General features: G+C 63.1%; 25 protein-coding genes. 16 read left to right on the plus strand and 9 right to left on the minus strand.

Annotation, left to right across the window (positions count from 1 at the left end; translation table 11 throughout):
• Nucleotides 1-45 precede the first annotated feature (45 nt).
• The 3 genes from accC to aroQ are packed head-to-tail and all read right to left on the minus strand — an operon-like array spanning nt 46 to nt 2,310.
• Nucleotides 46-1,389: an acetyl-CoA carboxylase biotin carboxylase subunit gene (gene accC, locus CCC_RS09355; protein ID WP_041041400.1), complete on the minus strand. Its 1,344-nt coding sequence runs from the start codon at nt 1,387-1,389 to the stop codon at nt 46-48.
• 4 nt (nt 1,390-1,393) lie between these two features.
• Nucleotides 1,394-1,843, minus strand: a complete 450-nt coding sequence (locus CCC_RS09360) for an acetyl-CoA carboxylase biotin carboxyl carrier protein (protein WP_041040997.1) — start codon at nt 1,841-1,843, stop codon at nt 1,394-1,396.
• Nucleotides 1,843-2,310, minus strand: a complete 468-nt coding sequence (aroQ, locus tag CCC_RS09365; RefSeq protein ID WP_041040999.1) for a type II 3-dehydroquinate dehydratase — start codon at nt 2,308-2,310, stop codon at nt 1,843-1,845. The genes CCC_RS09360 and aroQ overlap by 1 nt, the downstream gene beginning before the upstream one ends.
• Nucleotides 2,311-2,471: 161 nt before the next feature.
• Between aroQ and thiS the strand changes: the two genes are divergently transcribed.
• Complete coding sequence (gene thiS / locus CCC_RS09370) at nt 2,472-3,473, plus strand: sulfur carrier protein ThiS (RefSeq protein WP_041041001.1); 1,002 nt, start codon at nt 2,472-2,474, stop codon at nt 3,471-3,473.
• 108 nt (nt 3,474-3,581) lie between these two features.
• On the plus strand, nt 3,582-4,277 hold the full coding sequence (locus CCC_RS09375; RefSeq protein ID WP_041041003.1) for an alpha/beta fold hydrolase: 696 nt from the start codon (nt 3,582-3,584) through the stop codon (nt 4,275-4,277).
• Nucleotides 4,278-4,281: 4 nt separating this feature from the next.
• On the opposite strand, the gene CCC_RS09380 is transcribed toward CCC_RS09375, so the two are convergent.
• Nucleotides 4,282-5,565 (minus strand): sensor histidine kinase, encoded by a 1,284-nt coding sequence (locus CCC_RS09380; protein WP_041041005.1) that lies wholly within the window; start codon nt 5,563-5,565, stop codon nt 4,282-4,284.
• 118 nt (nt 5,566-5,683) lie between these two features.
• Complete coding sequence (locus tag CCC_RS09385) at nt 5,684-6,322, minus strand: ribonuclease T2 (protein ID WP_041041007.1); 639 nt, start codon at nt 6,320-6,322, stop codon at nt 5,684-5,686.
• Nucleotides 6,323-6,491: 169 nt separating this feature from the next.
• On the opposite strand from CCC_RS09385, the gene CCC_RS09390 reads away from it, so the two are divergent.
• From CCC_RS09390 to CCC_RS09410, 6 genes are all read left to right on the plus strand, one after another.
• On the plus strand, nt 6,492-7,265 hold the full coding sequence (locus CCC_RS09390) for a hypothetical protein (protein WP_009867268.1): 774 nt from the start codon (nt 6,492-6,494) through the stop codon (nt 7,263-7,265).
• 97 nt (nt 7,266-7,362) lie between these two features.
• Nucleotides 7,363-7,488 carry a hypothetical protein gene (locus tag CCC_RS22940; protein ID WP_269078876.1) on the plus strand — a complete coding sequence of 42 codons (126 nt, stop codon included), beginning with the start codon at nt 7,363-7,365 and terminating at the stop codon, nt 7,486-7,488.
• A gap of 79 nt (nt 7,489-7,567) precedes the next feature.
• On the plus strand, nt 7,568-8,923 hold the full coding sequence (hemN, locus tag CCC_RS09395) for an oxygen-independent coproporphyrinogen III oxidase (protein ID WP_009867269.1): 1,356 nt from the start codon (nt 7,568-7,570) through the stop codon (nt 8,921-8,923).
• A 2-nt stretch (nt 8,924-8,925) separates the two neighbouring features.
• Nucleotides 8,926-9,348, plus strand: coding sequence for a dCMP deaminase family protein (locus tag CCC_RS09400; RefSeq protein ID WP_009867270.1), 423 nt, complete (start codon nt 8,926-8,928; stop codon nt 9,346-9,348).
• A gap of 225 nt (nt 9,349-9,573) precedes the next feature.
• Nucleotides 9,574-10,953 (plus strand): ribulose-bisphosphate carboxylase, encoded by a 1,380-nt coding sequence (locus CCC_RS09405; RefSeq protein ID WP_041041009.1) that lies wholly within the window; start codon nt 9,574-9,576, stop codon nt 10,951-10,953.
• A gap of 11 nt (nt 10,954-10,964) precedes the next feature.
• Nucleotides 10,965-11,846, plus strand: coding sequence for a phosphoribulokinase (locus tag CCC_RS09410; RefSeq protein WP_009867121.1), 882 nt, complete (start codon nt 10,965-10,967; stop codon nt 11,844-11,846).
• Here the strand turns inward: CCC_RS09410 and nudC are convergent.
• Nucleotides 11,843-12,763 (minus strand): NAD(+) diphosphatase, encoded by a 921-nt coding sequence (gene nudC, locus CCC_RS09415; protein WP_009867120.1) that lies wholly within the window; start codon nt 12,761-12,763, stop codon nt 11,843-11,845. The two genes, CCC_RS09410 and nudC, sit on opposite strands and share 4 nt — an antisense overlap.
• A 152-nt stretch (nt 12,764-12,915) precedes the next feature.
• On the opposite strand from nudC, the gene CCC_RS09420 reads away from it, so the two are divergent.
• The 8 genes from CCC_RS09420 (at nt 12,916) to CCC_RS09450 (ending at nt 20,839) form a co-directional block, all read left to right on the plus strand.
• Complete coding sequence (locus CCC_RS09420; RefSeq protein ID WP_041041011.1) at nt 12,916-14,562, plus strand: sensor domain-containing protein; 1,647 nt, start codon at nt 12,916-12,918, stop codon at nt 14,560-14,562.
• Between the two features lie 122 nt (nt 14,563-14,684).
• A complete protein-coding gene (locus tag CCC_RS21740) occupies nt 14,685-15,200 on the plus strand; it encodes a ferredoxin-type protein NapF (protein ID WP_082036575.1) in 516 nt (171 codons plus the stop codon).
• The gene (locus tag CCC_RS09425; protein WP_041041015.1) at nt 15,197-15,511 is read left to right on the plus strand and encodes a chaperone NapD; all 315 of its coding nucleotides are present in this window, start codon (nt 15,197-15,199) and stop codon (nt 15,509-15,511) included. Before CCC_RS21740 ends, CCC_RS09425 begins: the two co-directional genes overlap by 4 nt.
• On the plus strand, nt 15,508-17,991 hold the full coding sequence (gene napA / locus CCC_RS09430) for a nitrate reductase catalytic subunit NapA (protein ID WP_009868250.1): 2,484 nt from the start codon (nt 15,508-15,510) through the stop codon (nt 17,989-17,991). The genes CCC_RS09425 and napA overlap by 4 nt, the downstream gene beginning before the upstream one ends.
• A gap of 65 nt (nt 17,992-18,056) precedes the next feature.
• Nucleotides 18,057-18,851 carry a ferredoxin-type protein NapG gene (gene napG, locus CCC_RS09435; RefSeq protein ID WP_041041017.1) on the plus strand — a complete coding sequence of 265 codons (795 nt, stop codon included), beginning with the start codon at nt 18,057-18,059 and terminating at the stop codon, nt 18,849-18,851.
• A complete protein-coding gene (gene napH / locus CCC_RS09440; RefSeq protein WP_009868252.1) occupies nt 18,848-19,687 on the plus strand; it encodes a quinol dehydrogenase ferredoxin subunit NapH in 840 nt (279 codons plus the stop codon). The genes napG and napH overlap by 4 nt, the downstream gene beginning before the upstream one ends.
• Nucleotides 19,688-19,712: 25 nt before the next feature.
• Nucleotides 19,713-20,177: a nitrate reductase cytochrome c-type subunit gene (locus CCC_RS09445; protein WP_236686347.1), complete on the plus strand. Its 465-nt coding sequence runs from the start codon at nt 19,713-19,715 to the stop codon at nt 20,175-20,177.
• Between the two features lie 20 nt (nt 20,178-20,197).
• Nucleotides 20,198-20,839, plus strand: coding sequence for a cytochrome c3 family protein (locus tag CCC_RS09450; protein ID WP_009868254.1), 642 nt, complete (start codon nt 20,198-20,200; stop codon nt 20,837-20,839).
• Between the two features lie 61 nt (nt 20,840-20,900).
• Here the strand turns inward: CCC_RS09450 and CCC_RS09455 are convergent, their stop codons facing one another.
• From CCC_RS09455 to CCC_RS09465, 3 genes are read right to left on the minus strand one after another with little or no spacing between them, the layout of a single operon-like run.
• Nucleotides 20,901-21,755, minus strand: a complete 855-nt coding sequence (locus CCC_RS09455; protein ID WP_052473068.1) for a ferritin-like domain-containing protein — start codon at nt 21,753-21,755, stop codon at nt 20,901-20,903.
• Nucleotides 21,692-22,153: a peroxiredoxin gene (locus tag CCC_RS09460; protein ID WP_009868256.1), complete on the minus strand. Its 462-nt coding sequence runs from the start codon at nt 22,151-22,153 to the stop codon at nt 21,692-21,694. The genes CCC_RS09455 and CCC_RS09460 overlap by 64 nt, the downstream gene beginning before the upstream one ends.
• Nucleotides 22,153-25,119: a bifunctional [glutamine synthetase] adenylyltransferase/[glutamine synthetase]-adenylyl-L-tyrosine phosphorylase gene (locus tag CCC_RS09465; protein ID WP_041041405.1), complete on the minus strand. Its 2,967-nt coding sequence runs from the start codon at nt 25,117-25,119 to the stop codon at nt 22,153-22,155. Before CCC_RS09465 ends, CCC_RS09460 begins: the two co-directional genes overlap by 1 nt.
• Nucleotides 25,120-25,151: the final 32 nt, after the last annotated feature.

Here is a 25,151-nt window from a genome sequence, read left to right on the forward strand (position 1 = left end):
GGCGGTAGCCCTGCCGCGCGAGCGGAAAACAGTACTCCTGAAAGATCAGGAGTGCTGCGCCACGAACTTTTCGAGCCAGTGGATATCGTAATCGCCGTTGACGAAATCGGCGTCCTGGACCAGCCGGTTGTGTAGCGGCAGGGTGGTCTTGACGCCTTCGATCACGTATTCGCCCAAGGCCCGGCGCAGACGCATCAGCGCCTCGTTACGGGTGTTTCCGAACACGATCAGCTTGGCGATCATGGAATCGTAATGGGGCGGAATGCGGTAACCGGAATAAAGGCCCGAATCCACGCGCACGCCAAGGCCGCCAGGGGCATGATAGCCCTCGATGCGGCCGGGGCAAGGGACGAAGGTCTGCGGGTCCTCGGCATTGACGCGGCATTCCAGGGCGTGACCGGCAAAGCGCACATCGGCCTGGGTGTAGCCGAGCGGCGCCCCGGCGGCGATGCGGATCTGTTCCCTGACCAGATCGATGCCGGTGATTGCCTCGGTGATGGGATGCTCCACCTGCAGCCTGGTGTTCATCTCGATGAAATAGAACTCGCCGTTCTCGTAAAGGAACTCGATGGTCCCGGCATTGCGGTAGCCCAGCTTGGCGATGGCGTCGCAGGCGATCTTGCCGATGCGGGCCCGCTGGTCGGCGTTGAGCGCCGGAGACGGGGCCTCTTCCAGGACCTTCTGATGCTTGCGCTGGAGCGAGCAGTCGCGTTCGCCCAGATGCACCACGGCGCCGTAATTGTCCGCCAGGATCTGCATCTCGATATGCCGGGGATGGCCGAGATACTTTTCCATATAGACGTCGGCATTGCCGAAGGCGGCCTTGGCCTCGTTACGCGCCAGCTTCCAGGATTCGACCAGTTCGTCCGCGTTGCGGGCCACCTTCATACCCTTGCCGCCGCCGCCGGCAGTGGCCTTGATCAGGACGGGGTAGCCGATCCCGGCCGCCACCTCCAGGGCGGTCTCCTCGGTATCGACCGAACCGTCGGAACCGGGGACCACCGGAATACCGGCATCCTTGACCGCCTGCTTGGCGGTGATCTTGTCGCCCATCATGCGAATGTGGTCGGGGGTCGGGCCGATGAAGACGAAGCCGTGCTCCTCCACCATCTGGGCGAAGTCGGCATTCTCTGAGAGGAAGCCGTAGCCGGGATGGATGGCGTCGGCCCCGGTGATGGAGGCCGCCGACAGGATCGCCGCCTTGTTCAGGTAGGAATCGCGGGCCGAGGGCGGGCCGATGCAGACGGCCTCGTCGGCCAGACGCACATGCATGGCGTCGTTATCGGCGGTGGAATGCACCGCCACGGTACGAATGCCCATCTCGCGGCAGGCGCGATGGATCCGAAGTGCGATCTCGCCCCGATTGGCGATGAGGACCTTCTCGAACATCATTCTATTCGATGATCAGCAAGGGCTCGCCGAATTCCACCGGCTGGCCGTCGGTCACCAGGATGCGGGTCAGCTTGCCGCCACGCGGGGCCCGGATCGGGTTGAAGGTCTTCATGGCCTCGATCAGCATGATGGTCTGGCCTTCCGACACCATGTCGCCGGGATTGACGAACTTGGCCGAGCCGGGCTCGGGCGCCAGATAGGCGACGCCCACCATGGGCGAGGTCACCGCGCCGGGGTGGTCTGCATCCGATGCCGCCACCTGAGCGGGGGTGGCCGTCGCATGGCCCACAGCAGCCGGGGCGGCGTGGTGCACGGCGACCGGTGCCGCCTGGCGGGCGACGCGGATGCGCATCTCGCCGACGCCGTATTCGATCTCGGTGAGATTGGTTTCATCCAGCAGTGCGGCCAGGGTGCGCACCAATTCGCTGTCGATGGGAGTCTTGTTGCCCATTATGCCTCTGCATTTCCGTTGATCAGGCGGGCCAGCGCGTCGAGCGCAAGGATGTATCCGTGGCTTCCCAGCCCGCAGATCATCCCCTTGGCGGCCTTGGCCACGTAGGAGTGATGGCGGAACGAATCCCGCTGGTGAATGTTGGACAGGTGCACCTCGATGGCCGGAACCTCGGCCGCCAGCAAGGCGTCCAGGATGGCGACCGAAGTGTGGGTATAGGCCCCGGCATTGATGATGATGCCAGCGGCGCGGCCGCGGCATTTCTGAATGCTGGTGACCAACTCGCCTTCCATATTGGTTTGCGAGAACTCCACCGCCAGGCCCAGCGAAGACGCGTGGGTCCGGCAGGCGGCTTCGATATGGGCAAGTGTCTCCTTCCCATACAGCTCCGGCTGCCGGGTGCCCAACATGTTGAGGTTGGGACCGTTCAGAATGCTGATTATGGGATCGGGCCTGTTGTTCACCATGGCAGGGTTTATAGCACGGGTGCGCCGCCGTGCAAGGCACTGATAGCGGGTTTCGCCCAGGGGATTGCCTCGGGGGCGGCTCGGTGCCATGTTTCAGGCTGGAACTTTCGAGGGGGCCTTGGGCCTCTTGGACCTCAACCGGATATCCGGGGACATCATTCATGAAGCTGGTGATCAATGGCGAGGAGCGGAGCTTTTCCGCCTCCATGACCGTCGAGGCCCTGTTGGGCGAATTGGGCGTGGATTCCCGCAAGGTAGCGGTGGAGCGCAATCTGGAGATCGTTCCCAAGTCATCCTACGCCCAGGTGGCCGTGAATGACGGCGATAAGCTGGAAATCGTCGCCTTTATCGGTGGCGGCTCTTCAGCCGCGGGCATCGGTGGCGGCTCCGACGCGGCCGATACCTTCACCGTGGCGGGCAAGACCTTCACCTCGCGGCTGCTGGTGGGCACCGGCAAGTACAAGGATTTCGAAGAGACCGCCGTGGCCATCGAGGCCTCGGGGGCCGAGATCGTCACTGTGGCGGTGCGGCGCGTCAACCTGTCTGATCCGTCCAAGCCCATGCTGGTGGATTATGTCAGCCCCAAGAAATACACCTTCCTGCCCAATACGGCGGGGTGCTACACCGCCGACGAATCGGTGCGCACGCTCCGTCTGGCGCGCGAGGCGGGCGGCTGGAATCTGGTGAAGCTGGAAGTGCTTGGCGACCAGACCACGCTGTATCCCAACATGCCCGAGACCCTGAAGGCGGCCGAGGCGCTGATCAAGGATGGGTTCGAGGTGATGGTCTACTGTTCCGACGATCCCATTCAGGCCAAGATGCTCGAAGACATGGGCTGTGTCGCCATCATGCCGCTGGGCTCGCTGATCGGTTCAGGTCTCGGCATTCTCAATCCCACCACCATCCGCATCATCAAGGACACGGTCAAGGTGCCGGTCCTTGTGGATGCAGGGGTGGGCACCGCTTCCGATGCGGCCCTGGCCATGGAACTTGGCTGTGACGGCGTTCTGATGAATACCGCCATCGCCCATGCCAGGGACCCGGTGCGCATGGCGCGCGCCATGAAGCTGGCCATCGAGTCCGGGCGCCTGTCCTATCTGGCCGGGCGCATGCCCAAGAAGAGCTATGCCGACCCGTCTTCGCCCACCACCGGTTTGATCTGAGGAGCCTGGTATCATGGATATGGGCGTGTTCCTCGATAACGTGATGGTCTACGGATTCTGGATCGGTTTGGGATTCGGTGCGTCGTGGCTGATCCGCAAACTGGCCGGATGAGCGCCGCTCTCGTCCTTTTGCCCGGCCTGCTCAACGACCATCGCCTGTGGTCGGGGCAGGTGGGCGCCCTGGCCGGGCGGGCCGAGGTGATGGTCGGCGACCTGACCCAGGACGATTCTCTTGGCGCCATGGCCCAAAGGGTACTGGCGGCCGCGCCCGCCCGGTTTGCCCTGGCCGGGCTATCCATGGGCGGTTACGTGGCCATGGAGATCATGCGCCAGGCCCCCGAACGGGTCGAGCGCCTGGCCCTGCTCGATACCACCGCGTGGCCCGATCTGCCGGAACAGACCCAGCGGCGCAAGGATGCGGTGGAGCTGGCCCGGTCAGGCGGCTTCGACAAGATCATGCCGACCATGCTGCCGCTTTTGTTTCATCCCGACCATCTGGCGGAGGCGGCCATCACCGGCCTGGCCAAGGACATGGCGCGCATGGTGGGAGCGGAGGCCTTCGCCCGCCAGCAGGCCGCCATCATGGCGCGTCCCGATTCGAGGGGTTCCCTGTCTGCCATTGCTTGCCCCACCCTGGTCTTGTGCGGTGCCGAGGATGGGCTGACCCCTCCGGATCGCCATGACGAGATGGCGGCTCTGATTGCGGGGGCAAAGCGGGTGACCATCCCCCTGTGCGGCCATCTGTCGCCCCTGGAGCAGCCTGACGCGGTGAGCGACGCCTTGCGGGCCTGGCTGGATTCGTGATCCGTCAGTCGTAAAGGGGAAGGCTTAGGGTGAAGGTGGCGCCCTGGCCGGGAGAACTGTTGACGGAGATCGACCCGCCATGCCGCTCGATGATGCTTTTGACCAGATAGAGGCCCAAGCCGGTCCCTGGCGCGTGCTTCACGGTGCTTGAGCGATAGTATTTCTCGAAGACGCGCGGCAGATCGGCGGGTTCGATTCCCGCTCCATGATCGACGACGCGGATTTCGGCGCGATTGTCCTGTCGGCTCATCCACACCTCGATGGGCGTGGTGGGGGGCGAATATTTGCTGGCATTGCCGACCAGATTGGAAAAAGCCACGGATAGAAGGTCCTTGTCTCCATACACCTGCAGTGGCTCGTCCAAAGACAGGTGAATCGGCCGCGCGGGCGCCAGGTCGGAGACCTCGGCCATGGCCGCTTCCATCAGCGACTTGATGTTGACGGGCCTGTGCCGGAATTCGGTGGCGACCATATACAGCCAATCGTCATCGGTCAGCATGTCGATCATGTGATCCATTCGCCGGACGGCACGGAACACCTTGTCGGTTTCTGTCCTTGCATCGTCTCCTCCCTGGGGGGCCAGGCGCAGCACGGAGGCGGCTCCGGAAATGATGCCAAGCGGCGTTCTGAACTCGTGGCTGACCATCCCCATGAAATTGCGCTGCTCCTGGATCGCCTTACGCTGGGTGTCGAGGGCGTTCTGGATCTGCCGATTGGTCTCCTGCAGCGCCTGTTCCGTCTGCTTCAACTTGTCGATCAACGTGCTTCGGTTGGCGTGAAAAACGGCGGCGGCAAAGAATAGAATGGTGACCAGGCCGAGATCGCAAATGGATTCGAACAATTCCTTGTAGTTCAAGTCATATAGCGTGTCGAAATCATACCCTAGCGTGGAGGCGATGGGCATGGCGACGAGGCCGGCGATGCTGATCGTCAGCCATGCCAGGGTATCTTTGGAAAGCCCAAGCAGGATCACCGAACAGACTGGAATGATGAATATCCAGTGGATGACGGGCGAGGAGCTGCCTCCCGTGAAGATGCTGTTCGAGAGGATTGCGATAAACAAACAATCGGCCAGAAACAGATTGCCGGTCAGACGATAGCGGCCGGATCGGCGGAAGTAGGCCAAGAGCGCCAGAATGATGATGAAACAGACTGACATCATCATCACGCCGATGGGATATCCGACACCCAGCGAAGTGATGATATAGACGATGGAATAGGCCGATGTGATCAGATGGATCTGAATCATCAGGCGATCCCTGATCACCTGATCGTCCGTCGCATCCATGCGATCCGGCGCGAACCTCTCGATGATATTCCTAAATCCGTTCAGAGGCTTCGCTCCCATCACCTGCGGCCACGCAACGATACAGTGGATTTACTAACTTGGGGAGAGGGTGGACACGCTAATCGAGCCTGACCGTTCCCGGGCAGTTGTCGTTTTTCACCTCGGCGGCGGGACAGGCGATAGGGGCCAGCGCCTTGTCCAGGCAGATATGAACCTCGCTCAGCCTCTTGCCCTTGCAGTGAACGGTGATGGCGTCTGCGGGGACCGCCCAGTTCCGCTTGAGGTCCGATACCTTGATCCGTTCCAGTCTGGAGCCGGGGAGGTTGGGGGCGAGGCCCAAACTGGACACGGCCGAGTTGATCTTTCCGAAATACAGGTCCTGCTGATCGGTAACGCAGGAGCCATGCTTGCTCCATTCGTGTTGCAGAAGGCTCGATCCGATCATCACCTTTGAGGCCTGGCTCGTGGCCGCAGAGGATTTCACCGCGCTCACCGGCTGGCAGCATTGGGGCCAAGTGCCGTCGGAGTGTTGCGGCCAAAGGCCGTGCACCACCATGCCGTAGCGTTGCTCTGCGCCACATTGCCGGGGGTTCTGTTTTCCCGATGTCGTGGCGCAATAGCTGGGCGACCAGGACAGGCTCAGCAGGTAGTAATCGAAATTGCCCGTCCGGCCCCGGACCGGGCCGCACTGGTCGGCCTGCGCGGCGGTCGAGGCCAGCATTCCGGTGAGAAATCCGCACAGAAGGGCTGTTCTCATCGTCGAGGGTCCCTCACCGGAAGTGGCTTGCGGAGGCTACGCTATCAAAGGCGAATATGTCCGTCCATCGCCCTCCCCTCGGTTCCGCCTGGAAAGCAATCAGGGCGCGAATTACATTCTTAAGAATTGGGTGTTAGTGTCCGTATTCGAAGAATTGTCGAGGTGAGCGATGACGGGCCGTGGACCTGAACATCTGCGCAAGACGACCAACGTCGTTCTGGACGCTTTGGTGCGGGCGGCCGAGCAGGCCTTGCACGGTCACGCCATCGACATGCGCACCTTGGAAGCCCTGGTGGCCGAGTTGAAGGACTCCGTCGCCTTCGATGATTTCTACCGCCGGTCCTATCGCGAACTGATGGAAGTGGTGGAGGGCGAAAGTATCGAGCAGCGGCGCACCAACGCCTTCGGGCGTCTGATGCTGCATCCTTTGTCGCCGCTGTTTTCCGAGGAAAAGCTCGACCGGGTTCTGGTGCCCAACATCTTCTCGTTCCTGCACATGGTGCTGGGTGATGAAGAGGCCGTGGCGGCCGAGCGCTGCGGGACCATCATCACCCAGTTGAAGGGGGAGTTGGGCGACCATTTCTCCTGGGACAATTTCTATGATGACCCCGAGGCCAAATTGATCCAGTGGCATGTGCTGGTGAAGATTTCCGCTTCGTTCAAGCGCTACGACCTGCGCAAGGACTGGTTCATCAAACTGATGCAGTACCGTCCCACCACGGTTAGCGTGGCGTCCAACGCCTTCGTCACCAAGGAGCACAACCCCTACGACGATCCTATTCAGTTCGGCGAGCGGGAGTTCTGCCTGTTCTTTCATGCCCTTTTTGATCCGCTGCAAAGTCTGGATCGCAAGGACGAGGCGGCATTCCAGAAGGAATTTGGTGCCGATCCTCACCATCTTATTGGTGGATTTCTGGTTAATCTGGCGACTTGTGCCATTTAAGTTGTTTATCTTTATTTTTGATGTCGGTGGAATATTTGTGATTTGACATTATATATCTATTGCGAGGGGCGCGCTCCCGCTCTCAAGGATATTGAAAATGTCCCGCCACCTGACCAAGTCCTCCTTCCTGGTGAATGATTGGACGATTGTGCTTCTGCTGCTGCCCGTCATCGTGATCATGGGGCTTGGCTTCTGGCTGGCGATCCGTTCGCATTTCGGCTAATACCCCCACGCCGCCCGGTGTTGCCAATGCCGGGCCGCTGGGAGTAGGGTTCCAGCCGAATTTTGCGGGATACCCAACAATGCGCCCCGATCTTGCGGCCAAGTATGACCTTCGCGTTCCCCGGTACACCTCCTATCCCACCGCGCCGCATTTCCATCCCGGCGTGACGGGCGAGACCTATCGTGGCTGGCTGGGCGGCATCGATCCCAATTTGGAACTGTCGCTCTATCTCCACATCGCGTTTTGCGCCGAGATGTGCTGGTTCTGCGGCTGCCACACCAAGATTACCAAGCGCTATGCCCCCGTCGCCGCCTATATGGACGCCCTGTGGCGCGAAGTGGAGCTGGTGGCCGAGGCTTTGCCCACCCGCATGACGGCCCGGCACATCCATTTCGGCGGCGGCTCTCCCACCATCCTCAGTTCAGAGGATTTCGTCCGCACCATCGATCTGCTGAAAAGCCGCTTTATCCTGAAAGCCGGTGCCGAGGTGGCGGTGGAACTGGACCCGCGCACCGCCGACGAGTCCTATGTGAAGGCCATGGCCGGGGCGGGGGTGACGCGAGCCTCCATCGGCGTGCAGGATCTCGACGACAAGGTGCAGCAGGCCATCAACCGCATCCAGCCCTACGAGGTCACCGAGCGGGTGGTGGAATGGCTGGGCAAGCATGGCGTGCCCGAGGTCAATATCGACCTGATCTACGGCCTGCCGCACCAGAGCCTCGACGGCTTGCTGGCCACCATCGACAAGGCGGTGAGAGGCTTTAGGCCCAAGCGCGTGGCGCTGTTCGGCTATGCCCATGTGCCGTGGATGAAGAAGCACCAGCGCCTGATCCCCGAAGAGACCCTGCCCGACACCAATACCCGCTGGCAGCAATACGAGCAGGGCTGCAAGCTGCTGACCGAGACTTTGGGCTATGTCCAGATCGGTCTCGACCATTTCGCCGCTCCCGACGACGCCATGGCCATCGCTCTCAGGAATAAGCGGCTGCACCGCAATTTCCAGGGCTACACCACCGATTCCGCCACCACCCTGATCGGCTTCGGGGCCTCGGGCATCGGCTCGTTGCCCCAGGGCTATGTGGTCAATGACGGCGAGGTCCATGCCTATCAGCGCTCCGTCGCCGAAGGGCGTCTTGCCACCTCGCGCGGGATCGCCATCAGCCCCGACGACATTCTGCGCCGCGAGATCATCGAGCGTCTGATGTGCGACCTAGAAATCGATCTGGACGCGGTCGCTGGCCGTCACGGCGCCGACGGCTCACAATTCGGTGCCGAGCTGGCCTCGCTGGCCCCCTTGCAGGCCGACGGGCTGGTGGAGGTCACGGGCCATCGCATCCATGTGACCGAGGAGGGCCGCACCCTGGTGCGCGCCGTCTGCGCCGCCTTCGACCGCTATCTCAAAATGGGTGAACAACGTCATTCCAAGGCTGTCTGAGCATGAGCATGAACTGGTACGACTATTTTATGGGCTTTGCGCGTCACGCCGCCAGCAAGTCCAAGGACCCCAGCACCCAGGTGGGCGCCGTGGCGGTGGGACCCGATGGCGAGATCCGCGCCACCGGCTATAACGGCCTGCCTCGGGGCGTAGAGGATAAGCCCGAGCGCATGGAGCGTCCGGCCAAGTATCTGTGGACCTCGCACGCCGAGGAGAATCTGGTGGCCCATGCCGCCCGTGTCGGCGTCAGCCTCAAGGGCTGCACCGTCTACGTCACCCATTACCCCTGTTCGCGCTGCGCCCGCTCGCTGATCCAGGCTGGCGTCGCCAAGATCAATGTGGGCGACGGCACCACCTCCATGCCCGCCGAGGAATTCGACACGGCCCGCGTGATGTTCGAGGAATCGGGCGTCCAGGTGGGGTGAAGGCCTCTGTGGTTTAATCCACTGTTTCCGCGTCCAGACTGTTGCCGTTAGGGCGAGAAGGGTAGGTTTTCCCACCCGCCCCACTCTTCGCGGGTAGGGCTCTCCCACCCAAGTCATTTTCCCATACTCCCCCTCCGGGTGTTCCGGAGCCATGTCGTCACGGCCATAGTAGCGTCCACGAATACAAGGGCGAATGCCCGGAACTCACTGGGAGACGTCGGGACCATGGACCAGTCGAAGCGTTATGTGAACTTGGCCCTGAGCGAGGCTGATCTGATCAAGGGCGGCCGCCATGTGCTGTGCGCCTACCGTATGCGGCCCAGGCCCGGTCACGGCTATGTGGAGACGGCGGCCCATTTCGCCGCTGAATCGTCTACCGGCACCAATGTTGAGGTCTGTACCACCGACGACTTCACCCGCGGCGTCGATGCCCTGGTCTATGAGGTGGACGAGGCGGAGGGGTTGATGAAGATCGCCTATCCGGTGGATCTGTTCGACCGCAATATCATCGACGGCAAGGCGATGATCGCCTCGTTTTTGACGCTGACCGTGGGCAACAACCAGGGCATGAGCGACGTGGAAAACGCCAAGATGGAGGATTTCTACGTTCCCCCAGAGTTTCTGAAACTGTTCGACGGCCCGGCTTGCAACATCTCCCATATGTGGAAGGTTCTGGGGCGGCCCGAAGTGAATGGCGGCATGGTGGTGGGGACCATCATCAAGCCAAAGCTGGGACTGCGCCCCAAGCCCTTCGCCGATGCCTGCCACCAGTTCTGGCTGGGCGGCGATTTCATCAAGAACGACGAACCCCAGGGCAATCAGGTCTTCGCGCCGCTCAAGGAGACCATGCGGCTGGTGGCCGATGCCATGCGCCGCGCCCAGGACGAGACGGGCGTGCCCAAGCTGTTCTCCGCCAACATCACCGCTGACGATCCCGCCGAGATGATCGCGCGCGGCAATTTCATCCTGGAGACCTTCGGCGAGAACGCCTCCCATGTGGCTTTCCTGGTGGATGGCTTCGTGGCCGGGCCGACGGCGGTCACCACCTGCCGCCGGAACTTTCCCGACACCTTCTTGCACTACCATCGGGCCGGTCACGGTGCCATCACCTCGCGGCAGTCGAAGCGCGGCTATACCGTGCTGGTCCATATGAAGATGGCCCGGCTGTTGGGGGCCAGCGGTATCCACACCGGCACCATGGGCTATGGCAAGATGGAGGGCGCCCCCGACGAAAAGATGGTGGCCTATATGCTGGAACGCCAGATAGCCGAGGGGCCCTATTATCGCCAGGACTGGGGCGGCATGGCGTCTTGCACCCCCATCATATCGGGTGGCATGAACGCCCTTCGCCTGCCCGGCTTCTTCGATAATCTGGGCCATTCCAACGTGATCCAGACCTCGGGCGGCGGCGCCTTCGGCCATAAGGACGGAGCCATCGCCGGTGCCCTGTCGCTGCGCCAGGCCCACGAGGCATGGCTGAAGAAAATCGATCTGGTGGATTACGCCCAAACACATGCGGAACTGAGAGGTGCCTTCGAATCCTTTGCGTCCGACGCCGATCGGCTGTATCCCGGCTGGCGCGATCGCCTGCGCATCGCGGCATAAGGGGAATCAAGATGTCCAGGAAACATCCGGTCATCGCCGTTACCGGCTCGTCGGGGGCGGGGACCAGCACGGTCAAGGAATCCTTCGAACATATGTTCCGCCGCGAGGGCATCAAACCGGCGGTGATCGAGGGCGACAGCTTTCACCGCTATAACCGCGCCGACATGAAGAAATGCATGAAGGACGTGGGCGGCACCTTCAGCCATTTCGGTCCCGAGGCCAATCTGTTCCCCCAGTTGGAAGAACTGTTCTCGACCTATGGCGAGACGGGGCGGGGCAGGCGGAGATTTTATGTCCATAACGACGAGGAGGCGGCGCGCTTCGCCCATCTGGGCGTGGGGTCGGGCGAGTTCACGCCGTGGGAGGACTTGGCCGAGGATACGGACTGCCTGTTCTACGAGGGACTTCACGGCTGCGTGGCGACGCGCGACAACAATGTCGCCCAGCATGTGGACCTTAAGATCGGCGTGGTGCCGGTGATCAATCTGGAGTGGATTCAGAAGATCCACCGCGACACCAACCAGCGCGGCTATTCGGAAGAGGCGGTGATGGAGACCATCCTGCGCCGCATGCACGACTACGTTCACTATGTGGTGCCGCAGTTCAAACTGACCGATATCAACTTCCAGCGCGTGCCCATCGTCGATACCTCGGACCCCATCATCGCGCGCGATATCCCCACCGCCGATGAAAGCCTGGTGGTGATCCGCTTCAGGAAACCCGACCGCTTCCGCGTCGACTTTCCCTTCCTGCTGCAGATGCTGAAGGATTCATGGATGAGCCGGCGCAACACCATCGTGGTGCCGGGCGGCAAGATGGGTCTGGCCATGGAACTGATCCTGACCCCCATCCTGCGCCGCATCATGGAAGACAGGCGCGCGGTATTGGGCTAACCCCGCAGCCAGCCATCCACCAGAACGCGGGCGATGGAATCCTTGCGCGGCAGGAAGCGGCCACCCTCACCGGGGCGGTCGGCTTCGCCAAAGGTACGGACCTCGTCACGGGTGAACCAGCGCACCTCCTCGATCTCATGGGGATCTGCCACCGGCTCCGCATCAAAAGCGCTGGCGGTAAAGCCGATCATGAGGGAGGAGGGGAAGGGCCAGGGCTGACTCGCTACATACGTGGTTGAGTTGACGCGAATGCCAGCTTCTTCCCACACTTCGCGGGCTACGGCGTCTTCCAGGGATTCGCCCGGCTCGACGAATCCGGCCAGGCAGGAAAACATGCCGGGCGTCCATTGGGGCTGGCGGCCCAGCAGGGCGCGGCCCAAAGAATCGGTGACCAGCATGATGATGGCCGGGTCGGTGCGCGGGAAGTGGAGGGAACCGCAGGCCTCATTGACGCATTTGGCCGAATGGCCGGAATCCTGGAACAGTAATGCGCCGCCGCAGTTGGCGCAGAAGCGGGTTTTCTCGCGCCAGATCAGCATGCCCCGCGCATAGGCCAACAGGCCCGCGTCCTGGGCGGCCAGCAAGCCGCCCACCGAGCGTAGCCACACCCAGTTGCCGCCCATTTCCGGTCCCTGCTCGCCACCATCCAGGGCGGAGATATCGAGAGCCAGCAGGGGGCCTGTCTCGTCTTCTCCCAGCAGCAGGCAGGTCCCTTGGGTCGCCTCGGCCAGACGCAGGCCATAGGCGCGGTCGAGCCAGCGGACTTTGGGCGGGGTTCCACTCACCAATTGGCGGCCACGCCAATAAAGGGTGAAGCGGGCGCCCTGGCGGCGCATCAGTTCGGCAATGTCGCCGCCCCGGCGGGTCGGGTGAGAGCGGTCGAGGCTGAGGCCGGAATAGAGGACGGGTGCAATCATGGCCGAAGATTGGCATGGGTTGTGACGCTGTCCAACCCCAGATTTACGGACGTCTCCGCCATCTTCTGAATCGGGGCGTAAAGTGTAAATGCCCATGAAATGAAGATTGCGAATCCGGTAGCAATTTGGAAGATTGTGACGCACGGTGACGCATGAATGATATTCAAGCCCTTCTGAACGGCCTGCTCGATTCCATCCACGACGCGGTGATCATCGCCGATGCCGAGGGTAATCCCTTGCGCTCGAATCCCGCCTTCGAGGCCTTGATGGGCTTTGCATCGGGCAGCGGCGCCGAGGTGTCGCGTCTCGCGGCCAGCATGATCTACAAAGCGCTCTCTCCGGGTGCCGGTGGACGCTGGAAGGGCATGGTCATCTGTCCCGACGGCAAGGAACGCCCCTTCGAGGTTACCGCCGCCGCCATCAATCCATCAGCCGATTCCGCCGACCGCTTTCTTTGCGTGGTGCGCCCCGCTTTGGCCGAGGACTCCCATGGCGATGGCGGAAGTTTCGGTTACGACACGCTGACCGGCCTGCCCAATCGCGATCTGTTCGCCGATCGTATCGGCCAGGCGGTGCTGCAGGCCAACCGTACCGGCGCCTCGGTGGCGCTGATGACCATGGGGCTGGACCGGTTCACCCTGGTCAATGATGCCCTTGGCCATAACGCGGGCGACAGGCTGCTGGTGGAGGTGGCGCGGCGCCTCAAGATGTGCGTGCGCGAGACCGATACGGCGGTGCGCCTGGACGGCGATAAATTCGCCCTGGTGATGGCCATCGCCGATACCGATGACAGCGTTATCGTCGCCGAGAAGGCTCTTCACGCCGTCAAGGAGCCTTTCTCCCTGGACGGCGAGGAGGTGGTGGTGACCTTCTCCATCGGTATCAGCGTCTATCCCCTGGATGCCGATTCCAGCGCCCAGCTGGTCAAGCATGCCGAGAACGCGCTGCATTACGCCAAGGTATCGGGACGCAACCAGTATCAGTTCTTCTCCAACGACATGAACCGCAAGGCCAAGTCCAGGCTGGAACTGGAAGGCCGCATGCGCCGCGCCCTGGCCAATGACGAATTCGTGGTCTATTACCAGCCCAAGGTCTCGGCCGATCGCAACACCATCGTGGGCGCCGAGGCGCTGATCCGTTGGCTCGATCCCGAACGCGGCATGGTCTCGCCCGGCGAGTTCATTCCCGTCGCCGAGGAAAGCGGCCAGATCGAACCCATCGGCACCTGGGTTCTGCGCCAGTCCTGCCAGCAGAACCGCCTGTGGCAGGAAGCCGGTTTCGATCCCATCAAGGTCTCGGTCAATGTTTCGGCACGGCAGTTCCGCTCGCCCAGTCTTCTTGAAATCGTCACCGAAGCTCTCGATTCCACAGGCCTTGATCCCAAATGGCTGGAACTGGAGATCACCGAGAGCATGCTGATGAACGATGTGGATACGGCGGTGCGCAAGATGAGGGCGCTGCGCGATCTCGGAATCGGACTGTCCATCGACGATTTCGGCACAGGATATTCGTCGCTTAGCTATCTCGGGCGCTTTCCCATCACCACGCTGAAGATCGATCGCGCCTTCATCGCCGATGTGGACACCAATCCCAAGACCGCCGAGATCGCCAGGGCCATCATCGGCCTGTCGCGCGGCCTCAATCTCGAGGTTGTGGCGGAAGGGGCGGAAATCGCCGCCCATATCGCCTTCCTGCGCAGCAACGGATGCGACACCGTGCAAGGGTTCTTCTACTCCCGGCCCGTCCCGGCTGACGAGTTCGAACAGATGATGCGCCAGCGGATCATGGCCCACGCCTGACCGCGTCTTCCCCCTCTCTCTTTTGACCAACGTCAAGGCGCCAGTCTGGGCGCGGTGACACCTTTCCGCCATCTGGCGTCATTCCTGGGGAGAAGGAATGGCCTGCCGCGGGAGGAAATCCGATGTCTGGGCTGCTGTCCCGACGGACGTTGTTGACGAGACGGACCGAGGCACGGGCGCCTTCGGGGCCCCGTCCGCCCTGGAGCGTCGCGCGCTTTGCCGAGGTCTGCGACGGCTGCGGCGCCTGTCTTTCCTCCTGTCTTGAACATTGTCTCGCCAAGGGCGCCGACGGCTTGCCCGTGGTGGATTTCGCGCAGGGCGGCTGCACCTTCTGCGGCGCATGCGACGCGGCCTGCGCGCCTCGCGCCATCGACCGCGCCGCTGCGGACGGTCTGGACCGTTTGCCGGTTCTGGCCCGGCTGGGGGCGTCGTGCATTTCCATTCAGGGCGTGACCTGCCGGTTGTGCGGCGATCCTTGCCTTGTCCGCGCCATCGCGTTCAGACCTTTACCGGGTGGCCGTGTCCTGCCCGAAATCGCCGATCAGTCCTGTAACGGATGTGGAATTTGCGTCTCGGCCTGTCCGGTCGGGGCCTTGTCCATGGTCGCCCAGGCCCCAAGCGTGAGAGGACTTTCATGAGACTCGCGACCTTCGTTGCCACCGAGAAGTCCAAGCCCAGGGAGCAGGTGGAGAATATCTGCGGCGTGCTGATCCACGCCAAGCCGGAGCGCAGGCACGAGGTTCAGGACGCCCTCGGCCGGATACCCGGCGTCGAGGTTCACACCATGACCGACGATGGCCGGATGGTTGTTACCGTCGAGGATGCCCAGGGCAACTGGGCGGGCGCCACCATCACCAGCCTGACCGACATCCGGGGCATTTTGAACGTGTCCTTGGTCTATCACCATTTTGATTCCGATCTTGATCTGGAAGGGGAGAGTTTTTCATGAGCCTCACCAGGCGCGACTTCATCAAGGCGAACGCCGTCGCGGCCACTGCCGCCGCCGCGGGACTCGCCACGCCGGCCATCGCCCAGCCGGCAAAAGCCAATATCCGCTGGGACAAGGGTGTCTGCCGATTCTGCGGCACCGGCTGTTCCGTTCTGGTCGGCGTGCAGGACGGCCGCGTCGTCGCCACCCAGGGTGACCCCGATTCGCCGGTCAACCGCGGCCTGAACTGCATCAAGGGCTACTTTCTGTCCAAGATCATGTATGGCGAGGACCGGCTGACCCGGCCCCTGCTGCGCATGAAGGACGGTAAGTTCGACAAGAACGGCGAGTTCCAGCCCATCTCGTGGGACCAGGCATTCGACATCATGGCCGAGAAGTGGAAGGAGCAGTTGAAGAAGCCCGACGGCGTGACCCGCGTCGGCATGTTCGGTTCCGGCCAGTGGACCATCTGGGAAGGCTATGCCGCGTCCAAGCTGTACAAGGCGGGGTTCAGGTCCAACAATCTCGATCCCAATGCGCGGCACTGCATGGCTTCTGCCGTGGCGGGTTTCATGCGGACCTTCGGCATCGATGAGCCCATGGGCTGCTACGACGATATCGAGCAGACCGACGCCTTCGTGCTGTGGGGCTCCAACATGGCGGAGATGCACCCCATTCTGTGGTCGCGCGTCACCGATCGCCGTCTGACCCACGAGGGCTGCAAGGTGGCCGTGCTGTCCACCTTCGAGCATCGCTCGTTCGAGCTGGCCGACATTCCCATGGTGTTCACGCCCCAGACCGATCTGGCGATCCTGAATTACATCTGCCACTACATCATCTCGAAGAACGCCTACAACAAGGAGTTCATCGACAAACACGTCAACTTCAAGAAGGGCGCCACGGATATCGGCTACGGCCTGCGTCCGACCCATGCGCTCGAGAAGGATCAGGCCAACGCCGCGACGCCGGACAAGGCCGATCCCATGACCTTCGACGAGTTCAAGGCCTTCGTGGCCGAGTACACGGTGGAAAAGGTCTCCAAGCTGTCGGGCGTTCCCGCCGACAAGCTGGAAGCCCTGGCCAAGCTTTATGCCGATCCCAAGGTCAAGGTGGTGTCCTTCTGGACCATGGGCTTCAACCAGCACACGCGCGGCACCTGGGTCAATAACATGATCTATAACGTGCATCTGCTGATGGGCAAGATCTCCGAGCCGGGCAATTCCCCGTTCTCGTTGACCGGCCAGCCCTCGGCCTGCGGCACGGCGCGCGAGGTCGGCACCTTCGCCCATCGTCTGCCCGCCGACATGGTGGTGATGAACGACAAGCACCGCGAGATCGCCGAAGGCCTGTGGAAGCTGCCCGCGGGCACCATCAACCCCAAGATCGGCTATCACGCCGTGCTGCAGCACCGCATGCTGAAGGATGGCAAGCTCAACGCCTATTGGGTGATGTGCACCAACAACATGCAGACCGCGCCCAACATGAACGAGGAGGGGTATCCGGGCTACCGCAACCCCGCCAACTTCATCGTGGTGTCCGATCCCTATCCCACGGTGACGGCCCTGGCGGCCGACCTGATCCTGCCCACCGCCATGTGGATGGAGAAGGAAGGCGCCTATGGCAATGCCGAGCGCCGCACCCAGTTCTGGCGCCAGCAGGTCAAGGCTCCGGGCGAGGCCAGATCCGACCTGTGGCAGATCATGGAATTCTCCAAGCGCTTCAAGATTGAGGAAGTGTGGCCGGAGGAGCTCATCGCCAAGAAGCCGGAACTGCGCGGCAAGACCCTGTTCGAGGTGCTCTACAAGAACGGCCAGGTGGACAAGTTCCCCCTGACCGAATTGCAGGCCGGTTTCGAGAATGACGAGGCCAAGGCCTTCGGCTTCTATCCTCAGAAGGGGCTGTTCGAGGAATACGCCTCCTTCGGTCGCGGACACGCCCACGATCTGGCGCCGTTCGAGTCCTATCACAAGGCCCGCGGCCTGCGCTGGCCGGTGGTGGACGGCAAGGAGACCCTGTGGCGCTTCCGCGAGGGTTACGACCCCTATGTGAAGGCGGGGGAAGGGGTGAAGTTCTATGGCAAGCCCGACGGCAAGGCCTGGATCTTCGCGCTGCCCTACGCTCCGGCCGCCGAGTCCCCGGACAAGGATTTCGACCTGTGGCTGTCCACGGGCCGTGTCCTCGAACACTGGCATTCGGGCTCCATGACCCGGCGTGTGCCCGAGCTGCACAAGTCGGTGCCCAACGCCGTGCTCTACATGCACCCCAACGACGCCGCCAAGCGTAACTTGCGCAATGGCGACGTGGTCAAGGTGGCGAGCCGTCGCGGCGAGGTCACCACCCGCATCGATACCCGTGGCCGCAACAAGCCACCGGAAGGGCTGGTCTTCATGCCGTTCTTCGACGAAAGCCAGTTGGTCAACAAGCTTACCCTCGACGCCACTTGCCCCATCTCCAAGGAGACGGATTACAAGAAGTGCGCGGTCAAGGTGAGCAAGGCCTAGGGAAAGGATCGTCATCCCGAGCGGAACAAGAAACTCCGCTCGGGACGACGACAAGGTGACGCCAAATGGCCAGCCATCGCGACAGTGCTGTTGATCCCAACCGGCGAGCCATGCTTGCCGGGGCGGTCAAGGGTGCCTGCACGGTGGGGCTGCTTGGCGCGCTTTTGGCCATTCCCGCCCGCAAACGGGCCGAGGCGGTGGCGCTTCGCCCGCCTGGCGCACTGGCCGAGAAGGATTTCCTGGGCGCCTGCGTCCGCTGTGGCCTCTGCGTCAAGGATTGTCCCTACGACACGTTGAAGCTGTCCGATCTGGGCGACGGTCCGGCTATCGGCACGCCGTTCTTCAATGCCCGCAAAGTTCCTTGCGAGATGTGCGAGACCATCCCCTGCGTCGCCGCCTGTCCCACGGGCGCGCTGGACAAGGGGCTCTCGGATATCAAGAACGCCAAGATGGGCGTGGCGGTCCTGGTGGGCCAGGAAACCTGCCTGAACTTTCTGGGCCTGCGTTGCGACGTCTGCTATCGCGTCTGCCCGCGCATCGGCGAGGCCATCACGCTCGAGATGAGCCACAACGCGCGCACCGCCAAGCACGCCTTCTTCATTCCCACCGTCCATTCCGCCAAATGCACCGGCTGCGGCAAATGCGAGCGGGCCTGTGTGCTGGAAGAGGCGGCCATCAAGGTGCTGCCCCAGTCCCTGGCCACCGGCCAGTTGGGCAAGCATTACCGCCTGGGCTGGGAAGAGAAGAGGAATGCCGGTGGCTCCCTGGTCGAGCCCAGTCCCGAAGTGCAGGTGCGCGGCATGGAAGGCGTCGAGATGACCCCCGGCGGCACCTATAAGCTCAAGGAGTCCAGGCCATGAGCGCCGCCAGGGGATGGTTCGCCGCCCATCAATGGCTGCTGGCCCGGCGCCTGTCCCAGGCCCTGGTGGTCGCCGTCTTCCTCACCGGTCCGGTGTGGGGCGTGTGGATCGCCAAGGGGAATCTGGCGTCAAGTCTGACACTTGGCGTTTTGCCGCTCACCGATCCGCTGATGGTGCTGCAATCCCTGCTGGCGGGCCATGTGATGACGGCCTCGGCCCTGATGGGCGCGGCCATCGTGCTGGGCGTCTACTTGGCGATCGGCGGGCGCATGTATTGCTCCTGGGTCTGTCCGGTCAATGCCGTCACCGACCTGGCCCAATGGCTGCGCACCCGGCTGGGGCTGGAAAAGGGGCTGGTGCTTCACCGCAATACCCGCCAGTGGCTGCTGGGCGGCGTGCTGGCGGCCTCGGCTATCACCGGCACCATCGCCTGGGAACTGGTCAATCCGGTGACCATGCTGCATCGGGGCCTGGTGACCGGGTCCATCCTGACCTTTGGTTCCGCCGCGCTGATCACCCTGGCGGTGTTCCTGTTCGATCTGGGCATCGCCCAGCGTGGCTGGTGCACCCATCTGTGCCCGGTGGGAGCCTTCTACGGCCTGCTGGGCAAGGCGGCGGTGCTGCGGGTTTCCGCCGTGGGCCGCGCCGCCTGCGACGATTGCATGGATTGCTTTGCAATCTGCCCCGAACGCCATGTCATCGCGCCCGCCTTGCGCGGCGCGGCCAAGGGCGTGGGGCCCGTCATTCTGTCGCCCGACTGCACCAATTGCGGCCGGTGCATCGATGTCTGTTCCAAGACCGTGTTCCGTTTCGGCACACGGTTTCACACCGTTTGATTTTCCGAGAGATCTGGAAAGGGGAGTGACCGCAGTGAAGACCAAGATCAAGGCAATCGCCCTCGCGCTGGCCCTGGCGCTGGGCATGGGAGTGACCGCTCTTGGCGTGGTGGCCGAGGAGGTGAAGTCCCTTCGTCCCACCGCCGCCACCGAGCCCGACGCGCCGCCCGCCATCTACAAGGTGATGGAAGGCGCCAAGCACGAACGCGCCTACCGCCAGCAGCCGCCGTTGGTGCCCCACACCACCGACAAATACGAGATCGACCTCAAGGTCAATCAGTGCCTGCGCTGCCACGAATGGCCGTACAGCGACCAGGAAAAGGCCCCGAAGATTTCGGACCTTCACTATATCGACCGGAATGGCGTTCGCCAGGACGTGGTCAACGGAAACCGCTATTTCTGCAAGCAGTGCCATGTGCCGCAGAATGACGCCAAGCCGCTGGTCACCAACAAGTTCCAGGCCGCCACGACCAATACGAACATCCGCTAGGCATGGGGAAGGATCGGGCCATGAGCACTGAGAATCCGGCCAAGCAAGGCGTGTTGCGTGAGTGGTGGGCGACCCTGCGCCGTCCCAGCGGACGCTGGTCCCTGGGCCTGCTGCTGGTGGTGGGCTTTGTCGGCGGCGTCATTTTCTGGGGTGGTTTCAACACCGTCCTGGAACTGACCAATACCGAAGCTTTCTGCCTTAGCTGTCATGAGATGGAGCAGAACGTATATCGCGAATATCGCGGCAGCATTCACGATTCCAACCGTTCCGGCGTGCGGGCCACCTGCCCGGATTGCCACGTTCCGCGTCCGTGGATCTACAAGATCCAGCGCAAGATCCAGGCGTCCAACGAGGTGTGGCACAAGCTTCTGGGCTCCATCGACACGCGCGAGAAGTTCGAGGCCAAGCGCATCGAACTGGCCAAGCACGAATGGGAGCGCATGAAGTCCACCGATTCCCGCGAGTGCCGTAACTGCCACAATTTCGGGGCTTTCGACCTGACCCGGCAGCAGGCCCGCGCGCGCAATCGTCACTCTGAGGCCGAACAGCAGGGCAAGACCTGCATCGACTGCCATAAGGGCATCGCCCACCAGCTTCCCGCCGGTGCCTTCAGGGCCGAGCGCGAGCTCAATGAGAGCCTGGGCGGGGCGGTCAAGCCGTAGCGCTACCGCCTGAACTCTACAAAGAAGGGCCTCCCGAGACTCCCCGGGAGGCCCTTTTTGTCTATGCCCTGGCCATCTCCTCGTACCAGTCGCGGGGGAAAGCCGCTTCGGCGCGGGCCTGGTGGTTGAAGGGGGGCTTCAGTCCGGCGGGGTAGCGTTCCCGCATCCGCTCTTGATAGGCGGTCTTGGGGTCGAGGCCGCGCTTCTTCGCCACATGGGTGAACCAGCGCACCCCCGCCGCCACATGGCGGATTTCGTCGTGGTAGATGATGTCGAGCGCGGGCGGTGTCAGGTTGTCGCCGTTGCGGGCCAGCTTTTCCATGGTGGCGGGCGTTGTGTCGCAGCCGCGCGCCTCCAGGGTCATGGGCACCACCACCAGCCGGGCCAGGATGTCGTCGGCGGTCTTTTCCGCCGCCTGCCACAGCCCGTCATGGGCGGGAAGATCGCCGTAACCGGCTCCCAGGCTGGCAAGCAGGCGTTCCAGCATCTCGAAATGCTCCACCTCGTCCAGCGCCACCTGCACCCAGTCGGACGCGAAGTCGCGGGGAAGGGTCTCATGGGCGAAACGCGCCACGATGTCCCAGCCCAGATCGATGGCGTTGAGTTCGATATGGGCCAGCGCATGGATCAGGCCGATGCGCCCTCTGTCGCCGCCATAGGACCGGCGCGGCATCTCCTTGGGCGGCAGGAGAAGCGGCCGCTCCGGCCGGGCCGGGCGGTCGGGGGGTAAGGTATCGCCCACCTCGGCAATCCGGCCTTCCCGCCAGTCGGCGGCATAGTCGCGGGTCAGGCGGCATTTCTCGGCCGGGTCTGCGGCGTTCAGGACGGCGCAGGCGGCTTGGGACAGGGTGATCACAGTTCCTTGGCTGCCTTCAGGACCGCGTCCACATGGCCGGTGACCTTGACCTTGCGCCATTCGGCGCGCAGCACGCCATTCTGGTCGATGAGGAAGGTGGAGCGTTCGATGCCCATATATTCACGGCCATACATGCTTTTCTTCTTCCACACGCCATAGGCCTCGCACACCGTGCCCTCGGGGTCGGAGCCCAGGCGGAAGGGCAAGGAATGCTTGGTGCGGAATTTGGCGTGGCTGGCGACGCTATCCTTGGATACGCCCAGGATCTCCACGCCCGCCGCCTGATATTCGGGCATAGCGTCGCGGAAGGCCTTGGCCTCGGAGGTACAGCCCGACGTGTCGTCCTTGGGATAAAAATACAGCACCAGGACCTTGCCCTTGTAATCGGCCAGGGCGGCCTTGCCGTCGTCGCATTCCATGATGAAGTCGGGGGCGGATGTGCCGAGGGCGGTGGTCATTATGCGGTCTCCTGTTCCTTGAGGGCGGCGGCGGGTTGATCGACGAGGCGCGAGAAGACCTGATGAGCGCCCGAGGCGCAATCTTCCATGCGGTCGACCAGACTCTTGAAATCGGTCAAACCGGCGGCGCGGACCAGGACATCCTTTAGGCCCTTGGGCGCGCTGGCCTCGTCGAAGGCCCCGGCGATGGTCTGGCGCAGCACGGTCTGCACCGCCGACCACAGCCGCAGGGCCTCGGTCAATGTGGCGCAGTCGGAGTGGTCAAGCACTCCGGCGATTGCCGCGCGTTCCAGCGCGCTGGCCGTGTTGGTGTCGAGCATCTCGGGATGAGCAGAGCCATGGGCCAGTTGCAGATATTGGGCGGTGAACTCGATATCCACCAATCCGCCCCGCAGATGCTTGACCTCCCAGATGCTGGCGGCCTTGTGTTCCTTGGCCATGCGTTCGCGCATCTCGGCCACGTCGAGCAGCAGCTTAGGCAGATCGCGGGGCCTGGTCAGAGTCTGCCTGATGACGGCATTGACCTTGGTCGCCAGATCCGGGTCCCCGGCCACCACGCGGGCGCGGGTCAGCGCCATATGCTCCCAGGTCCAGGCGGCCTCTTCCTGATAGCGGCGAAAGGCCTCCAGGCTGGACGCGATGGGGCCGGAATTGCCAGAAGGCCGCAGGCGCATATCCACTTCATACAGCGTGCCCTCGCCGGTCTTGGCGGTCAGGGCGTTGACCATGCGCTGGGTCAGGCGCGAGAACCAGACGGGCGGGGCCAAGGGGCGGGGGCCGTCGGACTCCTCGACATCGGCGGGACAGTCATAGACCAAGATGAGATCCAGATCCGAGGTGGCCGACATCTCGCGCCCCCCCGCCTTGCCCATGGCCAGGATCACCCAGGTGCCGCCTGGCACATGGCCGTGGGCGCGGGCGAATTCTTCTTCGACCCTGGGTCCAAGCTGACGGAGGATGGCTCCTGCCACGTCGGACAACGCGGCCGCGGCCTCGCCCGCCTCGACGACATTCCTGAGCGTCAGCACGCCCACCTGGAACTTGCGGTCATTGGCCCAGCGCCTCGTCATGTCGAGGACCAGTTGGAAGTCGTCGGCCTCGGACAAGACCTTGGCCAGTTCCGCTTCCAGCACGTCCTGGGGCGGCAGGGGTTCGAAGAAATTGGCCTGAAGCACTGAATCCAGGCTGGTGGTGTGACGCGCCAGATGCTCGGCCAGCAAAGGCGCGTCGCCCATGATCTCGGCTACCAGTTCCAGCAGGGAGGGATTGGCGTAGAACAGCGAGAACAACGGCACCCCGGCGGGCAGGCGGGTGAGGAACTCGTCGAAGCGCATGAAGGCGTCGTCGGGGGACGTGGTGGTGCCCAGGGCCGTGAGCAGGGCGGGGGTCAACTCGGTCAGCAGTTCGCGCGCCCGAGTCGAGCGGGTGGCCCTTACCCGCCCATGGTGCCAACCGCGAATGGTGGAGCACACCGCCTCGGCATTGGCAAAGCCCATTTCGGTGATGGTGTGGACCGTCTCGGGGTCGTTCTCTCCGCCGGTGAAGACCAGATTGCCGCCTGCTCCCAGCGGCGGCGCGTCCTCGAACAAACCGGCATAGTGGTGCTCGACCTTTTGCAGATGGGCGGTCAGTTCGGCGGAAAAGCTGTCCAGATCCGCCGCTCCCATGAAGGCGGCGATTTCGGCCAGAAGGACCGGATTGGTGGGCAGGGTCTGGGTCTGCTTGTCGTCCACCATCTGAAGCCGGTGTTCCAGCGTACGGAGATAGCGGTATGCGGCCTCCAGGTCGTGCACAACCGCCTGAGTGATGTGACCCGCGGCGGCTAGGGCGCCGAGTGCCGCCAGGGTGCCAGAGACCCTCATCTCCGGCTGGCGGCCGCCCCAGATCAGCTGCTGGGTCTGGACGAAGAACTCGATCTCGCGGATGCCGCCCCGGCCCAGCTTGACATTGTGTCCGGCCACGGCGATGGAGCGCCCGCCCTTATGGGCGTTGATCTGGCGCTTGATGGAATGGATATCTTGAATGGCGGCGAAATCCAGGGATTTTCGCCAGATGAAGGGGCGCAGGAAGCGGATGAAGGCCGCCCCCGTCTCCTCGTCGCCCGCCACCAGCCGGGCCTTGATCATGGCCGCGCGTTCCCAGTTCTGGCCGAAGCCCTCGTAATAGGCCTCCGCCGCCACCAGGGCCACGGCGGGCGGCGTCGAGCCGGGATCGGGGCGCAGCCTAAGATCGGTGCGGAAGACATAGCCGTCGGCACCGCGCTCATCGAGGATGCGGACCAGATCCTTGGTCAGCGCGATGACGCATTCCTGGACCGAGCGCTTGCCGGTATAGACCAGCTTTTCGTGGTCGTAGAAGACGATCAGGTCGATATCGCTGGAATAGTTCAGTTCGCGCGCGCCCAGCTTGCCCATGCCCAGCACGATGATGCCGGAGCCTTTTTCCGGGGCCTCGGGATGGGCCAGGCTAAGGTTGCCGCGTTCCGCCTCGCGCCGCAGCAGGAAGGAAAGGCCCAGATGGCAGGCGACCTCCGCCATGGTGGCCAGGGCGCCGGTAACCTTTTCCAGCGGCCAGGCTCCCCCCAGATCGGCCAGGGCGGCCAGCAGGGAGCATCGGCGCTTGGCATTGCGCAGTTCCAGCATCAGGCGGTTGAAATCGGTCTCGCCGTCAAGATCCGCCTTGAGGTCATCCATCAGCTTCTGGAAGGCGGCATCGGGGCCGACCTCCAGCATTTGGCGCAGGAAGGCGGGTTCCTTTTCCAGGCAAAGGGTGAGAAAGGGCGAATTGGCGAAGATTCCGCGCAGCAGATCGCCCAGGCCGTCGCGCTCCGGCAGGCTGCGCATGAAGGCCGCCAGATCGGAATCATCCAGGGCATCGGCGGCCTCGGCCCAGCGCGCCAGTCCGACCTGGACGCGGGATGGATCGGCAACACCGGGGAAGAAACGTGGATCGAGAGTGAAACTCACCTTGTGCGGCCCCAAATGTTGTGGTTGCTTCA

This window comes from Paramagnetospirillum magnetotacticum MS-1 (assembly GCF_000829825.1).
GTDB classification, from domain to species: domain Bacteria; phylum Pseudomonadota; class Alphaproteobacteria; order Rhodospirillales; family Magnetospirillaceae; genus Phaeospirillum; species Phaeospirillum magnetotacticum.

Excerpts from the sequence above, each read along its gene's own strand:
- CCC_RS09450 (WP_009868254.1), top strand. The coding sequence starts at position 20,198 with ATGAGCACTGAGAATCCGGCCAAGCAAGGCGTGTTGCGTGAGTGGTGG.
- napH (WP_009868252.1), top strand. The coding sequence starts at position 18,848 with ATGAGCGCCGCCAGGGGATGGTTCGCCGCCCATCAATGGCTGCTGGCC.
- CCC_RS09390 (WP_009867268.1), top strand. The coding sequence starts at position 6,492 with ATGACGGGCCGTGGACCTGAACATCTGCGCAAGACGACCAACGTCGTT.
- CCC_RS09385 (WP_041041007.1), bottom strand. The coding sequence starts at position 6,322 with ATGAGAACAGCCCTTCTGTGCGGATTTCTCACCGGAATGCTGGCCTCG.
- CCC_RS09380 (WP_041041005.1), bottom strand. The coding sequence starts at position 5,565 with ATGGATGCGACGGACGATCAGGTGATCAGGGATCGCCTGATGATTCAG.
- CCC_RS09455 (WP_052473068.1), bottom strand. The coding sequence starts at position 21,755 with ATGGCGCAAGGTCAAGGTCACCGGCCATGTGGACGCGGTCCTGAAGGC.
- CCC_RS09400 (WP_009867270.1), top strand. The coding sequence starts at position 8,926 with ATGAGCATGAACTGGTACGACTATTTTATGGGCTTTGCGCGTCACGCC.
- CCC_RS09360 (WP_041040997.1), bottom strand. The coding sequence starts at position 1,843 with ATGGGCAACAAGACTCCCATCGACAGCGAATTGGTGCGCACCCTGGCC.
- thiS (WP_041041001.1), top strand. The coding sequence starts at position 2,472 with ATGAAGCTGGTGATCAATGGCGAGGAGCGGAGCTTTTCCGCCTCCATG.
- CCC_RS09425 (WP_041041015.1), top strand. The coding sequence starts at position 15,197 with ATGAGACTCGCGACCTTCGTTGCCACCGAGAAGTCCAAGCCCAGGGAG.
- CCC_RS21740 (WP_082036575.1), top strand. The coding sequence starts at position 14,685 with ATGTCTGGGCTGCTGTCCCGACGGACGTTGTTGACGAGACGGACCGAG.
- CCC_RS09410 (WP_009867121.1), top strand. The coding sequence starts at position 10,965 with ATGTCCAGGAAACATCCGGTCATCGCCGTTACCGGCTCGTCGGGGGCG.
- CCC_RS22940 (WP_269078876.1), top strand. The coding sequence starts at position 7,363 with ATGTCCCGCCACCTGACCAAGTCCTCCTTCCTGGTGAATGATTGGACG.
- CCC_RS09375 (WP_041041003.1), top strand. The coding sequence starts at position 3,582 with ATGAGCGCCGCTCTCGTCCTTTTGCCCGGCCTGCTCAACGACCATCGC.
- napG (WP_041041017.1), top strand. The coding sequence starts at position 18,057 with ATGGCCAGCCATCGCGACAGTGCTGTTGATCCCAACCGGCGAGCCATG.
- nudC (WP_009867120.1), bottom strand. The coding sequence starts at position 12,763 with ATGATTGCACCCGTCCTCTATTCCGGCCTCAGCCTCGACCGCTCTCAC.
- CCC_RS09405 (WP_041041009.1), top strand. The coding sequence starts at position 9,574 with ATGGACCAGTCGAAGCGTTATGTGAACTTGGCCCTGAGCGAGGCTGAT.
- hemN (WP_009867269.1), top strand. The coding sequence starts at position 7,568 with ATGCGCCCCGATCTTGCGGCCAAGTATGACCTTCGCGTTCCCCGGTAC.
- CCC_RS09460 (WP_009868256.1), bottom strand. The coding sequence starts at position 22,153 with ATGACCACCGCCCTCGGCACATCCGCCCCCGACTTCATCATGGAATGC.
- aroQ (WP_041040999.1), bottom strand. The coding sequence starts at position 2,310 with ATGGTGAACAACAGGCCCGATCCCATAATCAGCATTCTGAACGGTCCC.
- CCC_RS09420 (WP_041041011.1), top strand. The coding sequence starts at position 12,916 with ATGAATGATATTCAAGCCCTTCTGAACGGCCTGCTCGATTCCATCCAC.
- accC (WP_041041400.1), bottom strand. The coding sequence starts at position 1,389 with ATGTTCGAGAAGGTCCTCATCGCCAATCGGGGCGAGATCGCACTTCGG.
- napA (WP_009868250.1), top strand. The coding sequence starts at position 15,508 with ATGAGCCTCACCAGGCGCGACTTCATCAAGGCGAACGCCGTCGCGGCC.